Source organism: Petrocella atlantisensis (assembly GCF_900538275.1).
Lineage (GTDB): Bacteria > Bacillota > Clostridia > Lachnospirales > Vallitaleaceae > Petrocella > Petrocella atlantisensis.
The window spans coordinates 254,407-272,106 of the sequence record NZ_LR130778.1 but is presented as its reverse complement, the minus strand read 5'-3'; the positions used below and the strand labels follow the sequence as shown (position 1 = coordinate 272,106).

At 38.0% G+C, this 17,700-nt stretch carries 16 protein-coding genes; 14 read left to right on the top strand and 2 right to left on the bottom strand.

The window, feature by feature from the left end; genetic code table 11:
• The first annotated feature begins 57 nt into the window (after positions 1 to 57).
• The 12 genes from PATL70BA_RS01405 to PATL70BA_RS01350 all read left to right on the top strand — a co-directional run bounded on the left by PATL70BA_RS01405 (position 58) and on the right by PATL70BA_RS01350 (position 11,508).
• The gene (locus tag PATL70BA_RS01405; RefSeq protein WP_243115944.1) at positions 58 to 1,521 is read left to right on the top strand and encodes an acyl-CoA carboxylase subunit beta; all 1,464 of its coding nucleotides are present in this window, start codon (positions 58 to 60) and stop codon (positions 1,519 to 1,521) included.
• 14 nt (positions 1,522 to 1,535) lie between these two features.
• Positions 1,536 to 1,883: an OadG family protein gene (locus tag PATL70BA_RS01400; protein WP_125135694.1), complete on the top strand. Its 348-nt coding sequence runs from the start codon at positions 1,536 to 1,538 to the stop codon at positions 1,881 to 1,883.
• 10 nt (positions 1,884 to 1,893) lie between these two features.
• Positions 1,894 to 2,268: a biotin/lipoyl-containing protein gene (locus tag PATL70BA_RS01395; RefSeq protein WP_125135693.1), complete on the top strand. Its 375-nt coding sequence runs from the start codon at positions 1,894 to 1,896 to the stop codon at positions 2,266 to 2,268.
• Positions 2,269 to 2,303: 35 nt separating this feature from the next.
• Positions 2,304 to 3,599, top strand: coding sequence for a sodium ion-translocating decarboxylase subunit beta (locus PATL70BA_RS01390; protein ID WP_172596304.1), 1,296 nt, complete (start codon positions 2,304 to 2,306; stop codon positions 3,597 to 3,599).
• Positions 3,600 to 3,659: 60 nt separating this feature from the next.
• On the top strand, positions 3,660 to 5,072 hold the full coding sequence (locus PATL70BA_RS01385; protein WP_125135692.1) for an oxaloacetate decarboxylase subunit alpha: 1,413 nt from the start codon (positions 3,660 to 3,662) through the stop codon (positions 5,070 to 5,072).
• A 283-nt stretch (positions 5,073 to 5,355) separates the two neighbouring features.
• The gene (locus tag PATL70BA_RS01380; protein ID WP_125135691.1) at positions 5,356 to 6,267 is read left to right on the top strand and encodes a MurR/RpiR family transcriptional regulator; all 912 of its coding nucleotides are present in this window, start codon (positions 5,356 to 5,358) and stop codon (positions 6,265 to 6,267) included.
• Positions 6,268 to 6,275: 8 nt separating this feature from the next.
• A complete protein-coding gene (locus tag PATL70BA_RS01375) occupies positions 6,276 to 7,502 on the top strand; it encodes a BaiN/RdsA family NAD(P)/FAD-dependent oxidoreductase (protein ID WP_125135690.1) in 1,227 nt (408 codons plus the stop codon).
• Between the two features lie 9 nt (positions 7,503 to 7,511).
• Positions 7,512 to 7,874, top strand: coding sequence for a chorismate mutase (gene aroH / locus PATL70BA_RS01370; protein ID WP_125135689.1), 363 nt, complete (start codon positions 7,512 to 7,514; stop codon positions 7,872 to 7,874).
• A 4-nt stretch (positions 7,875 to 7,878) separates the two neighbouring features.
• The gene (gene cmk / locus PATL70BA_RS01365) at positions 7,879 to 8,550 is read left to right on the top strand and encodes a (d)CMP kinase (RefSeq protein WP_125135688.1); all 672 of its coding nucleotides are present in this window, start codon (positions 7,879 to 7,881) and stop codon (positions 8,548 to 8,550) included.
• Position 8,551: 1 nt separating this feature from the next.
• Positions 8,552 to 9,397, top strand: a complete 846-nt coding sequence (gene ispH / locus PATL70BA_RS01360; RefSeq protein WP_125135687.1) for a 4-hydroxy-3-methylbut-2-enyl diphosphate reductase — start codon at positions 8,552 to 8,554, stop codon at positions 9,395 to 9,397.
• Positions 9,378 to 10,598, top strand: a complete 1,221-nt coding sequence (gene rpsA / locus PATL70BA_RS01355; protein ID WP_243115943.1) for a 30S ribosomal protein S1 — start codon at positions 9,378 to 9,380, stop codon at positions 10,596 to 10,598. Before ispH ends, rpsA begins: the two co-directional genes overlap by 20 nt.
• 124 nt (positions 10,599 to 10,722) lie before the next feature.
• Complete coding sequence (locus PATL70BA_RS01350) at positions 10,723 to 11,508, top strand: CheR family methyltransferase (protein ID WP_125135686.1); 786 nt, start codon at positions 10,723 to 10,725, stop codon at positions 11,506 to 11,508.
• Between the two features lie 296 nt (positions 11,509 to 11,804).
• Here the strand turns inward: PATL70BA_RS01350 and PATL70BA_RS17030 are convergent, their stop codons facing one another.
• A complete protein-coding gene (locus PATL70BA_RS17030; protein ID WP_125135685.1) occupies positions 11,805 to 12,131 on the bottom strand; it encodes a CotD family spore coat protein in 327 nt (108 codons plus the stop codon).
• Between the two features lie 162 nt (positions 12,132 to 12,293).
• Positions 12,294 to 13,364, bottom strand: coding sequence for a ribonuclease H-like domain-containing protein (locus tag PATL70BA_RS01340; protein ID WP_125135684.1), 1,071 nt, complete (start codon positions 13,362 to 13,364; stop codon positions 12,294 to 12,296).
• A 286-nt stretch (positions 13,365 to 13,650) separates the two neighbouring features.
• Here PATL70BA_RS01340 and miaB point away from each other — a divergent pair, with 286 nt between their 5' ends.
• Together miaB and mutS are read left to right on the top strand one after the other, a co-directional pair.
• Positions 13,651 to 15,060: a tRNA (N6-isopentenyl adenosine(37)-C2)-methylthiotransferase MiaB gene (miaB, locus tag PATL70BA_RS01335; protein WP_125135683.1), complete on the top strand. Its 1,410-nt coding sequence runs from the start codon at positions 13,651 to 13,653 to the stop codon at positions 15,058 to 15,060.
• Between the two features lie 13 nt (positions 15,061 to 15,073).
• A complete protein-coding gene (gene mutS / locus PATL70BA_RS01330) occupies positions 15,074 to 17,689 on the top strand; it encodes a DNA mismatch repair protein MutS (protein ID WP_172596052.1) in 2,616 nt (871 codons plus the stop codon).
• Positions 17,690 to 17,700 lie beyond the last annotated feature (11 nt).

Below are 17,700 nucleotides of genomic sequence, written 5' to 3'. Positions count from 1 at the left end.
GGAATGGTTTAGTGTAAGCTTTTGAATGAATACAACTATATATTTGGAGGTTAATGCATGAGTATGCAGCAAGATTTGGAAAAACTCACTAACCGTCGTAGTACTGCAAGAGATCGTATTGATCAATTACTGGATCAACAATCTTTTGTAGAAATTGGTGCTTATGTTAAACCACGACAAACAGACTACAATATGGCAACCATAGATGCACCTGCAGACGGTGTTGTGACGGGATATGGTACTATTGAAGGTCGTTTAACATATGTATTTAGTCAGGATGTTTCTGTAATTGGTGGTTCGCTTGGGGAAATGCACGCTAAAAAAATTGTAGCGCTTTATGACTTAGCGATTAAGACGGGTGCTCCTATTGTAGGACTCTTAGACTCAGCAGGTATGCGGTTACAAGAAGGAACAGACGCCCTAGAAGGGTATGGACAGATATTTATTAAACAATCTATGGCATCCGGTGTTATACCTCAGATTATGGCTGTTGTAGGCACGTGTGGTGGTAGTGGCGCTTTATTGCCTTCATTGGCTGACTTTACCTTTATGAAAAAAGAAGCAACATCCTTGTATCTAAATAGTGCCAATACCTTGGACCATACTAAGGCCTCTAATGATACCCTTAGTGGTTCTGCTTTTAATGCAAAGGAATCTGGTATGATTGACGTGGTACTTGATGATGAAACACAACTATTAGCAAGTATAAGAACCTTAATAGAATTACTTCCCTCTAATAACAAGGAAGAAGCACCTTATGGTGGCACAGGCGATGATTTGAACCGTTTGATTCCGAGTTCTATTACGGATATGAGCAAGGGTCTTGACGGAAGAGTAGCTTTAGGCGCCATTGCAGATGTAGGTACTTTTATGGAACTGAAAAGCGAATATGGTAAAGACATTACCTTAGGCCTTGGTAAACTTGGTAATATGACGGTTGGACTCATCGCAAGTCAAGCAACTGATGGCGATGGAAGAATCAGCTTGCAAGGATGTGAAAAAATTGCTGAGTTTGTTTATAAGTTAGATGCTTTTGGTATACCCTTGGTGACCTTAGTTGACGTGGTAGGCTACACTGCCAGCCTAGAGGAAACACAAGCAGGCCAGTCTAAGTATGTGGCAAAAATGATGAGTAATTTCATTCAGGCGACAGTGCCTAAGGTTAGCGTGTTGACCAATAGGGCCATCGGTTCAGCTTATGTAGCTTATAATAGTAAACACATTGGTGCGGACTTTGTCTTCGCATGGCCAAAGGCTCAAGTATCTTTTATGGATGCTGACGCAGCGGTACGTATCATGTATGCTAAAGAGATTGAAACTTCAACTTTGGCATCTGAGGTCATTAAAGAAAAAACCAAACAATATAAGGAAGAACAAATGTCTCCATATAAAGCAGCCAGTCGTGGCTATATTGATGACATCATAGAACCTGAAGCTACACGTAAAAGACTGATTGCAGCACTTGAAATGCTGTACACCAAATATATGGTCAGTCCGGAACGTAAACATAGATCCGTTTAAGGTGGTGAATAAATATGGCAGAATGGCTAGAAGAAGGCATAGTTGGAACCATCAATGGTGTTGGTACAGTTTTTTTGGTCCTTATACTCATTGCCTTGGTAATCAGTCTTTTTAAATACATTGATAGAATCAATTTTTCAAAATTTTTTAAATCATCAGGTAAGCAGGCTGTAGTGGAAAAGGTAAGCCCAGCAAGTGACTTAGCGTTATCAACACCCAAAGCATCTTTAGAAGATGATGAACAGTTAATAGCTGTCATCGTAGCGGCAATTGCTGCTAGTTTAGAAACTTCAACGGATCAACTACAGGTCAGATCTCTTAGAAGAATCTCCCCGACCAATACATTATGGAATCGAAGATAGGAGCCCGATTATGAAAAAATTTCAAGTAACTGTAAATGGTAATACCTATGAAGTAGATGTAGAAGAAATAACAAATGGTAGTGTTGTACCGGTGGCTGTTAACCAACCTGTGCAATATAATACCGCTCCTGCACAAAAGCCTGCAACGCCTTTGGCAGCTTCACCAACTGAAGGAACGCCTATTGAAGCACCGATGCAAGGGAAAATTGTAGGTTTGAAAGTGACACAAAACCAAAAAGTACAAGAAGGCGATGTGATTGCGGTTCTTGAAGCCATGAAGATGGAAAATGAGATCGTTGCTTCAGCTACAGGTACGATCGTTGCTGTTCATGTTGCTATAGGACAATCGGTAGATGCTGGCGATTTAATTGCAACCCTTAACTAGACCAAGGAGGTTCATTGAATATGTGGGAAACACTTATGGAGGCCTTTGCTAATTTCATCCACAGTTCTGGTCTATACTGGTTAATAGATAATTTTTCGGATATGGGTTATAAGAATCTGATTATGATTGTTGTATCCTTAACACTTATGTACCTGGCGATAAAAAAGGGCTATGAGCCTTTATTACTATTACCGATTTCTTTTGGTATGTTGTTGGTTAATCTTCCGATTACATTTATCATGGATGGCGCCATGACTCAAATACCCCTACCGGACGGAACGATGTTTGAGTTTGCAGGTACAAAACTAGAAGCGGCAGCAACCTTCGCATCAGACGGTCCTGAAACCGTTGCGTATATTCTGTCTCAAGCAAAAGAGATTCCCGGCGGTTTGTTATACTATCTTTATTATGGGAATAAACTTGGTATATTTCCTCCATTAATATTCATGGGCGTTGGTGTTTTGACGGACTTTGGACCATTGTTAGCCAACCCAAAAAGCTTTCTACTCGGAGCGGCAGCGCAATTTGGAATATTCTTAGCTTTTTTTGGAGCTCTGATGTTAGGTGAATTTTTCCCCGAATTGTTTGCTTTTGGACCGAAAGAAGGTGCGGCCATTGCCATCATCGGTGGTGCTGATGGTCCAACAGCCATATATACGGCCATTAAGCTTGCGCCTCATTTACTGGGTCCAATAGCGGTAGCGGCGTATTCTTATATGTCACTTGTGCCTATTATACAACCACCGATAATGCGGTTATTAACGACCAAAGAAGAACGTAAAATAAAAATGAAGCAACTAAGACCAGTCTCCCATACAGAGAAGATTCTATTCCCGATTGTTGTAACCATATTGGTTATTATGATCTTGCCAACGACTGCACCCTTGATTGGAATGCTTATGTTTGGTAATTTAATAAAGGTATCTGGTGTTACAGAAAAACTAGCTGAGGTAGCTTCAAATGCAATGATGTATATGATAACCATATTTCTTGGTATTACGGTAGGTGCAACAACCAGTGCTGAGGCATTCCTGAATTTTGAAACCCTTGGTATACTGTTACTAGGGTTAATAGCCTTTGCTTTTGGTACAGCTTCAGGTGTCCTACTCGCGAAGCTAATGAACAAGTTATCAAAAACTCAAATCAATCCTTTAATTGGTGCAGCGGGCGTCTCGGCAGTACCAATGGCAGCTAGGGTTGTACAAAAAGTCGGTCAAGAAGAAGATAAGAGTAATTTCCTACTGATGCATGCCATGGGACCTAATGTGGCAGGTGTTATCGGTTCTGCTGTTGCGGCCGGTGTATTCTTGTCCTTGTTTTTAACAGCTTAATAATGAGATTGGGGTCAAAAGATGCTCTAATCATAACAATTATGGACCAAGGAGGTAAATATGGCAGAGATTATAAAGAAACCCATAAAAATTACGGATACAATTTTTAGAGATGCGCACCAGTCTCTAATTGCAACGCGAATGACTACCGAAGATATGCTCCCGATTATTCAGAAGTTGGATCAAGTTGGCTATCATTCCATGGAAGTTTGGGGCGGTGCTACCTTTGATGCATCTCTAAGATTCTTAAAAGAAGACCCATGGGAGCGACTTAGAAGTCTGAAAAAAGGATTTAAGAACACGAAATTACAGATGCTTCTTAGAGGGCAAAATATACTGGGCTATAGAAACTATGCAGACGATGTGGTTGAGTATTTTGTCCAAAAGGCAATTGCCAACGGTATTGATATCGTTCGAATATTTGATGCTCTTAATGATACGCGTAATCTAAAAACTGCAATAGATGCTACTAATAAAGAAGGTGGTCACGCTCAAGTGGCCATCGCGTATACTTTATCAAAAGTCCATACTATTGAGTATTTTACAAATTTGGCCAAAGAACTTGAATCCATGGGAGCACAATCCATCTGTATCAAGGATATGGCCGGACTACTGGTACCTTATGAAGCTGAGAAGTTGGTCAAAGCTCTAAAAGCTAATGTCGATTTACCTTTACAAATTCATTCTCATTACACTTCAGGTGTAGCATCGATGTCATATATGAAAGCTGTTGAAGCCGGATGTGATGTTATAGATACGGCAATATCACCTTTTGCCCTTGGTACAGCACAACCTGCAACTGAGGTTATGGTTGAAGCTTTTAGAAATACACCTTTTGATACCGGATTTGATCAAGAACTGCTGGCTGAGATTGCAGAATATTTTAGACCTATGCGCGAGGCAGCCCTTGATTCAGGCTTGATGAACCCTAAAGTGTTAGGCGTTAATATTAAAACACTTTTGTATCAAGTGCCGGGTGGTATGTTGTCAAATCTCGTTTCACAACTTAAGGAACAAAATGCTGAACACCGTTTTGCAGAAGTATTAGAAGAAATGCCAAGGGTAAGAGCAGATTTTGGATTCCCACCTTTGGTAACACCCACCAGCCAGATTGTAGGAACTCAAGCGGTATTAAATGTTCTGGGTGGAGAGCGGTATAAGTTGATAACAAAAGAGTCAAAGGCTTTGGTCAAGGGTGAGTATGGTCGAACACCTGTTGCTATATCACCTGAGATTGTAAAACAAATCATTGGTGAGGATCAACAGATTACCTGTCGTCCTGCAGATCTAATTGAACCCGAGATTGATAAACTGAGGAAAGAAGCTAGTGCTTACATTAAGCAAGATGAAGATGTATTGTCCTATGCCTTATTCCCTCAAGTCGCTGTGGATTATTTTAATCATAGGGATGCAAAATTAACAAAGGTAGATATGACAGTGGCGGATAAACAAAATAAAGTCTATCCTGTATAATATTCTTATATACTATTCTTATATACTATGTAATAAAGAAAGATTCAGTTGGCCTTTTGGTAGCTGAATCTTTCTTTTGTCAGTGACAAAGTATCCTTGTTCTACTTATCGTACAAATAACGATTGTAATTCTTAAAGCTATGGTCTATAATAAATGAAGGAAAAACTTTAATATAATTCATTTGTTTGACAAATGAATTATATTAAAGTTTTTGGATCATTTGAAAGTTAATAGGTATTTACGGACAGTATGTAGATGAAATGTCCTAGAAAAGGGGATTATATGAATAGACAAAATGACTTAGTTAAACGGATTAATAATAATTATTCAAAATTTAGTAAAGGTCAGAAATTGCTTGCGAACTATATTATTGACCATTATGAAAAAGCAGTTTTTTTAACGGCAGCAAGACTTGGGAAAATCGTCGGTGTAAGTGAGTCTACTGTCGTGCGCTTTGCTAACGAACTTGGCTATGATGGTTATCCCAAGCTTCAAAGAGCATTGGAGGAACTGGTTAAAACAAAGCTAACCTCCATTCAAAGGGTGGAAGTGACAACAGATCGTATCGACCAATCTCATGTTTTAAGATCGGTACTGCAATCCGATGCAGATAAGATTAAGTATACACTTGAGGAAATCGAAGAGGCTGTCTTTGATCAGGCAGTGGATATGATATTAGAAGCAAAAACCATCTATATCATTGGTGTTAGAAGCAGTGCGACATTGGCAAATTTTCTTGGTTTTTATTTCAATCTCGTTTTTGATAATGTAAAATTGATTCATACCAACAGTGTGAGTGAGATGTTTGAACAAATCTATCGTTTAAGAGATGACGATGTGGTGATTGGCATTAGTTTTCCAAGATATTCAAAACGCACCTTAAAAGCCATGGAATTTGCTAAAACAAGAAATGCAAGTGTCATAACCATTACTGATAGTTTGCTATCACCTATGATACAGTTTGCAGATTGCTCACTTATTGCTAGAAGTGATATGGCATCATTTGTAGATTCTCTTGTTGCACCACTGAGTCTGATTAATGCGCTTATTGTTGCGTTATGTATTAAGAAGAAAGATGTCGTGGTAGAAGCTCTTGGCAGTCTTGAACAAATATGGACAGAATATCAGGTTTATGACAATGATGACGACTTAAACATTGGTTATAATCTAAATCTTAAATCCGACAAGATATAGGTGTGTTTATGAAAAAAGTCATAATTATTGGTGGCGGGCCGGCCGGTATGGTAGCAGCCATCATGGCCGCTAGAAACGGTCATGACGTGATATTATTAGAACAAAATGAAAAACTAGGTAAAAAGCTTTATATTACCGGTAAAGGAAGATGCAATCTTACCAATGTCGTGGATGTGGAAGCCTTGCTTAAGCATGTGGTCACCAATCCGAAATTCCTATATAGCAGCTTCTACACCTTTGACAGTGATAGTGCTGTGCGCTTTTTTAATGAAATTGGTTTAGAGACAAAAGTTGAGCGAGGCAATAGAGTCTTTCCTTTATCGGATAAATCGTCGGATGTTATTAGAGTTCTTGAAGAAGCCATGAAAACATTAAAAGTAACGGTTCGTTTAAGGTCTAAAGTGACAGGTCTAGCTATAGAAAACCGCATTGTTAAAGGTGTCTATCTTGGAGATGTACGCTTGGATGCGGATGACGTTATTGTAGCTACAGGTGGTGTTTCCTATCAGATGACAGGTGCAACAGGTGATGGTTACCAATTTGCCAAGGCTGTAGGACATAAAGTTGTTAAACAGGAGCAGGGACTTGTGCCACTGAATACTGTAGAAGATTGGGTCAAAGACCTACAAGGTCTTTCTCTTAAAAATGTCGAACTTATGTTAAAAGCCAAGGACAAAGTATTGTATCGCGGTTTTGGCGAGATGCTGTTTACGCATTTTGGTATTTCAGGGCCACTGGTATTAACAGGATCCAGTTATTTGAAAAATATTCATTATCCCATACAAGGCTTTATTGACTTGAAACCTAAATTATCAATTGAACAAATGGATAACCGTTTGCTAAAGGATTTTGAGATATATAATAGAAAGAACTTTGAAAATGCATTGGCAGATCTTCTGCCAAAAAAGTTAATCCCTGTTGTTGTTAAGCTGTCCGGTATTGATCCGTCTAAAAAAGTGGATCAAATCACCAAAGAGGAAAGACTAAAGCTTCTAGAAACACTGAAGGCTTTACCAATATCAATTAATGGGAAAAGAGGATATAATGAAGCAATTATAACGCAAGGCGGTGTGGATGTTCGGGAAATTAACCCAAATACCATGGCGTCTAAGTTGGTTGACCATCTCTATTTTATAGGCGAGGTATTGGATCTTGATGCTTTGACAGGTGGTTTCAATCTGCAGATTGCTTTTTCTACCGCATATTTAGCAGGTATTTCTATAGAGAAGAGTTAGGAGAATAGGATGATAGCAATCAGAGGTGCAATTACAGTTAATGTAGATTCAAAAGAAGCGATACTTGAAGGTACAGAGCTGATGCTGAGGACGATTATTGAAGAAAACAATCTGAATGATGATGAGATTATATCTATTGTTTTTTCAGCGACTAAAGATTTGACACAGATATATCCGGCGGTAGCAGCACGGAATCTTGGTATTACCTGTGCCAGCCTTTTATGTGTTCAGGAGATGTATGTAGCAGAGAGTTTAGCTAAATGTCTTAGAATTCTAATGCATGTTGAAAAAAATCTTTTACAAAAAGACATTAAACACGTATACTTGAGAGATGCTAAAATACTTCGACCTGATTTAACGAAGAAAGGGTGATGGTATGCGTGATGTATTAACCATAGCTATCGATGGTCCTGCAGGGGCAGGCAAAAGTACTATTGCCAAAAGACTGGCAAAAGACTACAAGATTGTTTATGTGGACACAGGTGCTATGTATAGATCTGTAGCTTTATATATGATGGAGCACCATATTGATCTTGATATAGAACAGGATGTTGTAGAGGCTTTGGAGCAAGTGCATATTCGAATTGAATATAAAGATCAAGTACAACATATTTATTTAAATGAGGAAGACGTGACACAAAAAATCAGACAACAATCGGTTGGTGAAGGTGCTTCTAAAGTATCAGCCTATCTTCCTGTACGAAAAAAAATGGTCATGATGCAACAAGAGATGGCAAAAATGACAAGTCTGGTTATGGATGGTCGAGATATTGGGACTCATGTGCTAACCGATGCTAAAGTAAAGATTTTTTTGAATGCAGATGTTATGATTCGAGCGAAGCGCAGGTATAATGAGCTTTTGGAAAAAGGCGAGTCTGCAGATTTGAACGTTATAGCAGATGAAATAAGGGAACGGGACCATAGAGATATGAACCGTGAACATGCACCTCTTATTCAAGCACATGATGCTCATTTGTTAGATACCTCCAAGATGAGTATTGACGATGTGGTACATGCTATTAAAAAAATCATTGAAATGAGGCGATGATTTGGAAATAATTTTAGCAAAATCAGCAGGTTTTTGTTTTGGTGTAGACAGGGCACTGAAAAAAGTGTATGATGGTTTAGGCAATGAACCTATTTATACCTATGGACCAATTATTCACAACACACAAGTGGTTGAAGAGTTAGCATCAAAAGGAGTCAAGGTTATTCATGATTTAAGTGAATTAGGACATTTGCCCCATGGGAAAGTGGTTATAAGAAGTCATGGTATCAGTAAAAACGAACAAGATTTGATTTCTAGCTCAGGGTTTGGTATGATAGAAGCAACCTGCCCATATGTAAAAACCATTCATAAATGTGTAGAAAAAGCTTCAAAAAAAGGTCATCATATTATTATAGTCGGAAATAAAAATCACCCTGAAGTAACAGGTATAAAGGGTTGGTGTCAGCAACCGGTGTATATCATTGAAGATATTACACAAATAGATGAAATACCTTTCGATTCTAATATTGTGTATGAAGTGGTGGCTCAAACCACCTTTAATCTTGGATTATATCAAGAAATTTTGATAAGATTGCAAAAATTAAATTTTCATGTTATTATAAACGAAACAATATGCAAAGCGACTCAGGAACGTCAAAAAGAAGCCCTTGAGATTGCAAAGAATGTTGATGTTATGTTGGTTATCGGCAGTAAACATAGCTCGAATACAATCAAGCTATATGAAATATGTAAAGAACAATGTGAGCATACGTATCACATTGAATCTATAGAAGAATTTGAGTTGAAGGTTCTAAACGGACATTCCGTAATTGGAATTACAGCAGGAGCGTCAACTCCTAAGAAACTTATCAAGGAGGTCATTTCGAATGTCAGAAATGCAGAATGAGAATGAACAAAGCTTTGCAGAAATGCTGGAAGCATCTTTAATTTCAATTCATAAAGGTGAAATTATTGAAGGTACGATCATTGGTGTAAACGCCGATGAAATCTATGTCAATATAGGTTACAAGTCAGATGGCATCATCCCTAAAAGTGAATTTTCCAATTACCCAACTGTGAACCTAAGCGATTTGGTAACTGTAGGGAACAAAATCAGAGCCAAAGTACTTAGAGTCAATGATGGTGAAGGTCAAGTCTTATTGACTTACAAGCGCCTCAAAGCAGAAGACGGAATGAAACGGGTAGAAGAATTATACAATTCAGGCGAGGAAGTTACTGCAAAAGTTTCATTAGTTCTTGCAGGTGGACTTGTAGTGATTATTGATGAAGTGAGGGTATTTATTCCAGCTTCTTTGGTTTCTGACTCCTACGTTAGTGACTTATCTGAATTCAAAGACCAAGAGTTAACGTTCATCATTTCAGAGTTTAACACGAAAAAAGGAAGAATTATCGGTAACAGAAGAATTCTTCTTGAAAAAGAAAAAAGCAGTATGCAAGTTGAAATCTTTAAGAATCTTGAAGTGGGTGCCGTACTTGAAGGTACTGTTAAGAACATCACGGATTATGGTGTGTTTGTTAATCTAGATGGTGTTGACGGATTGGTTCATATTTCGGAGCTTTCATGGGGACGCGTTAAGTCACCTAAAGAAGTTGTTAAAATTAATGAAAAAGTACGTGTACGTGTTATCAGTATCAATCAAGAGAAAAAGAAAATCTCTTTATCTATGAAATTCGATGCTGAGAACCCTTGGAACGATGCAGCCAATAAATACGCTGTAGGTAATGTTGTATCCGGTCGTGTTGCAAGAATGACAGATTTTGGTGCTTTCATAGAGTTAGAAGAGGGTGTAGATGCTCTTTTACATGTATCTCAAATCTCAATCAAGCACGTTGAGAAGCCTTCAGATGCTTTGACGGTGAATCAAGTGATTGAAGCAAAAGTTACAGATCTTAATTTGGATGAGAAAAAAATCAGTTTATCCATCAAAGGTCTTGAACTTGAAAGAGAAGAAAGCAACAAAGAAGAAACTGTAGAAGTTGAAGATTCAAAAGAAGCAGCAGAAGCTACAGTGGATGCAGCAGAAGAAGTAGAAGTGAAAGCAGATGAAGCGGTAGAAGTGAAAACTGAAACTACAGAAGAAGCTTAAGTTTTATAGAGCAATAATGACAAACTTGCCGGCACTACCGGCAAGTTTGTTGTACTTACTGTTAGGGGTTACCCTACTTCTTTAACAAGGTGTCGAATAAAATAATTGACAAGGAGACAATGCTTTGATTAAAGATTATGAAGGTTTTAAAATGGAAATATTATCGTTAACGAAGATTGATTTGAATGCTTACAAAGAACGACAAATGAAGAGACGCATAGATTCGTTGATTAAAAAGAATGGTGTTTCGGATTATGATGCATATGTGAAAGAACTAAAAAACAACAAAGAAGTTTATGAAGAGTTCATTAACTATTTGACCATTAATGTTTCGGAGTTTTTTAGAAACACAGCCCAATGGGATGTACTGGAAAAAGAAATCTTCCCGTATATTTTTAATAAGTTTGGTAAGCGTATAAAAGTCTGGAGTGCGGCTTGTTCAACGGGTGATGAACCCTATTCTTTGGCTATGGTACTGAGTAAATTCATACCTTTGAATCAGATTCAAATCATTGCTACGGATATTGACAAACAGATTCTATCCAAAGCAAGAGAAGGTATATATAACGAAAAAAGTATTGCCGGAGTTCCGAAAGAGTTCAAAGACAAGTATTTTGAAAAAATCGGCGCATCCTTTCGTGTTAGTGATGACATAAAAAAATGTATTACCTTTAAGGAACACAATCTACTTAAAGATGCCTATCCGGATCAATTGGATTTGATTGTATGTCGTAACGTTCTGATCTATTTTACAGAAGAAGCTAAAAGCGATATTTATACCAAGTTCAATAAATCTCTAAAAAAAGAAGGTATTTTGTTTGTTGGTAGTACTGAACAAATCATTCAGTCTCAAAGATATAGTTTTGAAACCAATAAATCTTTCTTTTATAAGAAAATAGGGGATATATAGGTTTTTAATGTGTTAATCAGGGTCTCTAAGTGGAAAACTTAGGGACTTTTTTATATGAAGTTAGATGTTCTTTTTACACCCGAATATAAGCTGGGGATAGAATGAATGGGATTTTAATGGTGGGGGTCCCATGAAAACCCTTCCACAGTATGTATGACTACGGCCTCCGGTTGGTGCGTCCTGCACCAAAAGTCGGCGGTCTGCATCCATGCAGACTTGCTTAAGTCATACACACTGTTCCAGGAACTTCATGGTCGATGTTGGCAATTATCTTAGTTGAAGACTGACATGATGCGTCAAGGATTACCTATGAAATATTCAGAAATATGAGCTGAGCTCATACCAAGCCAACGCCTCTTTCTTAGCTCCTGAAACTTTTTGGTCGATGTTGGTATTAGGATGTTACTACTTGGCATTTGTGCATTATATGGGTACACGAACTTAAGTTTATTAAAATTAAGCCTTTGCGAAACCGAATGAGGAAAGAAAAAGTGCTGATCAATCACAGTTCTACATGGATGTAGAACGTCCTTCATTTTTACAGGATGTAAAAAAAGAAGGATGGTTGAGCAGTGCTTTTTCTTGACGAAATGACGACTTATTACCGAGTAGATGTGATACACAGTTTTTCCGCTGACCGTACGAAGTGTAAGGCAAGGAAAAAGTGTGTATTATATCTACGATTTTGATGCTGGACTACAGTTGAAAAGTCAACACACAACGTTCAACCGTAGTTATACAGTCTGTTAGAAGGGTTTTCATGGGACCTACTTTTATATACATTTTTACAGCAGTGTCAACAACTTCCTAACATATAGAATAAGGTCTTCTTCAGTTGCCAAATCCTCTAAAAGAATATAACCTTGAACATCCGTATAATTCTCATAATAGTAATGAAAAGGTAGATTGAGATGTTTGTAGGCAGGTAAAAAGTTCCCACCTTTTAGGATATAGCAGTTCTCTTTGGTAGCCTGTATTTTATGACTGGGATCAACATACTTACCGACATTTTTGTGAATAGCGTAGCCTTCAGTGGTTAGGAAGTAATAATCTTTAGGGTTTGGGAAGTAGTATTTCAAATCAACACTTTGAATAGGTATACGCAATGTACAGAACTGATGATTGATTATAAGTTGATAAAGGGGAAGATCAAAACTTTGATTGACCGAATCATCTAGGGGAAACTGGATGACATAAACACCCTCTTCTTCATAACCATAGATTTCACTAATGTCCATAACATCATCTTTCATCTGCTTTAATAAATCAAATAGAGGCATATGTGTTATAACACTAACAAGACCTAATAGGTCTTCATAATTATGAAGCAGTAAAGTCTGAAATAACTTATGGTCTTTTGTGTCCTTATAAACTTCATAGACGTGTATTAAATCACCACCTGTAAATGGGTCATCACGGTGATACCCAAAATACTTTTCTAAAGTTTTGAGCTTTAAATTCTCAAGCCCCAAAGTCTTTTTAAAAGGACGGACGATTTTTAAGAGATCATAACTGATGTAGGGTGCACAATCCATTTTGTATAGAGCCATTCTTCCCTTAATAAAGGGTAAGTCAAATTGATCACCATTAAAATGGTAGATCCGATTGTATTTTTTGAGTTGGGCGTTAAACTTAAAAAGGAGTTCGTATTCATCACTGGCTTTTTCACAAAACCATTGTTCTAGAATCCATTCATTTTTTATAGTATCGAAGTAGACCATACCAATCAAATAGATCGTAGCATATTTGTGAGAGAATCCTGTGGTTTCAATATCAAAAGCCATGGTACCCGGTTCAAGTAAAAAATGATTGGGTTCATATTCAGATGTATTTAGTATATCTTGAGTAACCAGCATAATAATCCTTTATCAATAGCAAGTACGCATTTTCCTTGAAATCGGTACAAATAAAAGGTATGGTTGCTATTAGCGCTCGAGTTGGCTGGGTTGCATATTTATGGTACATACGTTAATATCTATACTCTAGTACATAACGTATGTTTTGTAAAGGTATGAAGAAGATAGAGTACAATTGACCCTTCACATACATCCTCTTATCATATATAATGGTTAAGGGTCAGGACATCCACCACCATGGTGGTTAAGGTCAGATAATCACAATAATATTTTGAGGTGAAATAGGTTGAAGAGAATAAATTCAGTGGCCGTTAGCCACGAAGAAGCTACAAGACAAAAAGCCATCATAAAGAGGCTTAAGCATAGATTAGAAGAGAAGCAATTAACTTACTATATTACAACTTTCGGATGTCAAATGAATGCCCATGATTCGGAAATGATCAAAGGCATACTTGAAGATATTGGCTATAGAGAAGCATCACAAGAGTTGGAAGCAGATTTTGTAATCTATAATACCTGTGCAGTTCGTGAAAATGCAGAACAAAGAGTATATGGACGTATCGGTCATTTGAAAAGTATAAAAAGAAAAAAGCCGGATATGATGATAGCCTTATGTGGGTGTATGATGCAACAACCGACTGTGATTCAAGAATTAAAAAAGAAACATAAGCATATAGATTTAGTATTTGGTACCCATAATCTCTATAAGCTTGCGGAATTACTTGAAACCAGACTGGATAGTGGTAGTACGGTGTATGATATATGGGAGGCTCATAAAGAAATCGTAGAAGACCTTCCAAGTATAAGAAAGCATAAGTTCAAAGCATCCGTTAACATTATGTATGGTTGCAACAACTTCTGTACCTACTGCATTGTACCTTATGTAAGAGGTAGAGAAAGAAGCCGTCATCCGGAAGATATTCTAAAAGAAGTAAGAGACTTGGTTGTTGACGGTGTGGTGGAAATCGTCTTACTTGGTCAAAACGTCAACTCCTATGGAACCGGTCTTGACATGCCTATGACGTTTGCAGAACTTATTCAAGAGGTAGAAAAGATAGATGGTCTTAGACGTATTCGTTTCATGACACCTCATCCTAAAGATTTATCAGATGATTTAATAGAGGTAATGGCTGATTCACAGAAAATCTGTCATCATGTTCATCTGCCGATTCAGTCCGGTAGCTCTAGGCTTCTAAAAGCCATGAATCGACATTATACCAAAGAATCTTATCTGGACTTAGTAAAGAGAATCAAAGCAAGGATACCTGAAGTTGCTATAACGACGGACATCATTATTGGTTTTCCTACTGAAACAGAAGCAGACAATGATGATACTATAGATGTAATTCATCAAGTCGAATATAACACAGCTTATACCTTTATCTATTCTAAAAGAACAGGAACACCTGCGGCCAATATGGAAGATCAGGTGCCGGAAGCAATTGTAAAAGAGCGTTTTAATAAAATTCTTGAGGCGATGGACATCGTAAGTTTGAAAAATAGTGAAAAACATGTCGGCAACACCTATGAACTGCTTGTTGAAGAAGTGAACCACAAAAAAGCAGACTGGGTTAGTGGACGTCTAAAAGACAACCACTTGGTTCATATCCAGGGGGATGAAAGTCTTATTGGAACATTTGTTAACGTAAAAATTACGGGGTCAAAAACCTATTACCTTGTTGGGGAAATCATTTAGCAGAGGGGATATTATGGCAGAAAAACTTACACCCATGATGCAACAATATGTAGATATCAAAAAACAGTATAAAGACGCCATCCTTTTTTTTCGGTTGGGTGATTTTTATGAGATGTTTTTTGAAGATGCAATTACCGCTTCTAGAGAACTTGAGATAACCTTAACTGCAAAAAGCTGTGGCATGGATGAGAAGGCCCCTATGTGTGGTGTACCGCATCATGCAGTTGAAGGGTATATTGACAAGCTTATAGGTAAAGGCTATAAGGTTGCCATAGGAGAACAGTTAGAAGACCCTAAGTTGGTAAAGGGCATCGTCAAGCGTGATGTGGTTCGAGTTGTAACACCGGGAACCAATATGAACCTTCAATCTTTGGATGCAGGAACGCATAATTATCTTGTTACCATTTTTCAGAATATTGCCCATTATGGCATCGCTTATGTTGATATTACAACCGGTGATTTTTATGTTACCCAAGTTCAAGGTTATGAAAAAGTCTTGGATGAACTGGCAAAAGTTCAACCCCGTGAGGTTATTTGTAACAATACAGCTTTATGTAATGAGCCTTTGATGGACGGGGTGAAAAACAGATTTAAAAGCTTTGTATCCGTACAGGAAGATTGGTACTTTGATTTAGAGAGGTCCACTGAAGCTATATTGACACAGCTTAAAATAGGATCCTTAGAAGGTTTAGGCTTTTCCGATAAGATAGAAGCCATAAAAGCATCCGGTGCTCTTATAGAATACCTGAATGAGACACAAAAAAGTCAATTACATCATCTTTCCCATATTCGTTACTATGCCACTGAAGACTATATGCTTCTGGACTTGTCGACGCGACGTAATCTGGAGCTGGTAGAGACTTTAAGGGAAAAAGAACGTCGAGGTTCTTTGTTATGGGTCGTAGATAAAACAAAAACTGCCATGGGTGCTAGACTGCTTAGACAGTATATTGAGCAGCCATTGATTCATGTAGATGAGATTAATCAGCGGCTTGACGGTGTTTCCAATTTATTTGATGAACCTATGTATTTGATGGAGCTAAAAGAATACTTAACACCCATATACGACATTGAGAGACTGATGAGTAGAATCAGCTGTCAAACGGCTAATGGTAGGGACCTACAAGCCTTTAAGCAATCCATAGATATGATTGGACCCATTAAAATCTTACTTGAGAATCTGGAAGCAGACTACTTTAGTGCTATCAGAGAAGATCTGGATGACTTAAGGGATCTGTATGATTTGATTGACCAGGCCTTAATGGAAGAACCACCAATTGCGATTACAGAAGGTAGACTTATTAAAAAGGGCTTCAACGAAGAAGTGGACCTTCTAAGATCTGCAACAACAGATGGTAAAGAATGGCTTGCTCGGCTGGAGTCTAAGGAAAGAGAACGTACAGGCATTAAGAATCTAAAAGTCAAGTACAATAAGGTATTTGGCTATTACATAGAAGTGACCAACTCCTATTTGAACTTGGTGCCCGAGGATTATACAAGAAAACAAACCATGTCAAACGGTGAACGTTATATTACACCGGAACTAAAAGAAATGGAAAACACCATACTGGGTGCTCAGGAAAAGCTTGAGGCATTAGAATATGAGTTGTTTGTTCAGATACGAGATACCCTAAAAGCGGCTGTCGGAAGAATCAAGGCATCCGCCGATCAAATTGCTAAGTTGGATGTGATGCAAAGTCTGGCAGATACAGCCCTTAAGGAGAATTTTGTAAGACCACAGGTTCACAATGACGGTACAATTGATATTATAGAGGGCCGACACCCAGTAGTTGAAAAGATGATGCCTCATGATCAATTCATAAGCAACAACACCTATTTAGACCAACATGAACATCGGTTTTCCATCATCACCGGCCCTAATATGGCCGGAAAATCCACGTATATGCGTCAAGTAGCCTTGATTACATTATTGGCTCAAGTGGGTAGTTTTGTACCGGCCAAATCAGCAAATATATCTGTATGCGACCGTATTTTTACCAGGGTTGGTGCATCAGATGATCTGTCCTCCGGTCAAAGTACTTTCATGGTAGAAATGACGGAAGTGGCCAACATCTTAAGAAATGGTACGAAAAAATCATTAATAATATTGGATGAAATCGGTCGTGGTACCTCTACCTTCGATGGTCTGAGCATTGCATGGGCTGTGGTGGAGTACATAGTCAACATCCATACCATGGGCGCAAAAACCTTATTTGCCACCCATTATCATGAATTGACAGAACTTGAAGGTAAGATTGAAGGGGTGCAGAACTATTGTATTTCCGTCAAAGAACAAGGGGATGATATTATCTTCCTTAGAAAAATCATACCCGGTGGTGCCAATAATAGTTATGGTATACAAGTGGCTAAACTGGCCGGCGTTCCTGACTTTGTTATAAAACGTGCCAAAATGATTTTGGAAGAATTGGATCAAGCGGATATTACCAAACACGCAGAAAGCATCAAGGTCATGGAAAAACCCGAGAAAGCAGAAGACACACAACTGAGTCTTTTTGGAAACATCTCTGAAGATGTGGTTGAAGAATTAAAAGGCTTTGATGTTAACGCTCTAACGCCTCTTGAAGCATTGAATAAATTAGCACAAATCAAAAAACGTCTAAACGGGTAAGGATAGGTGAG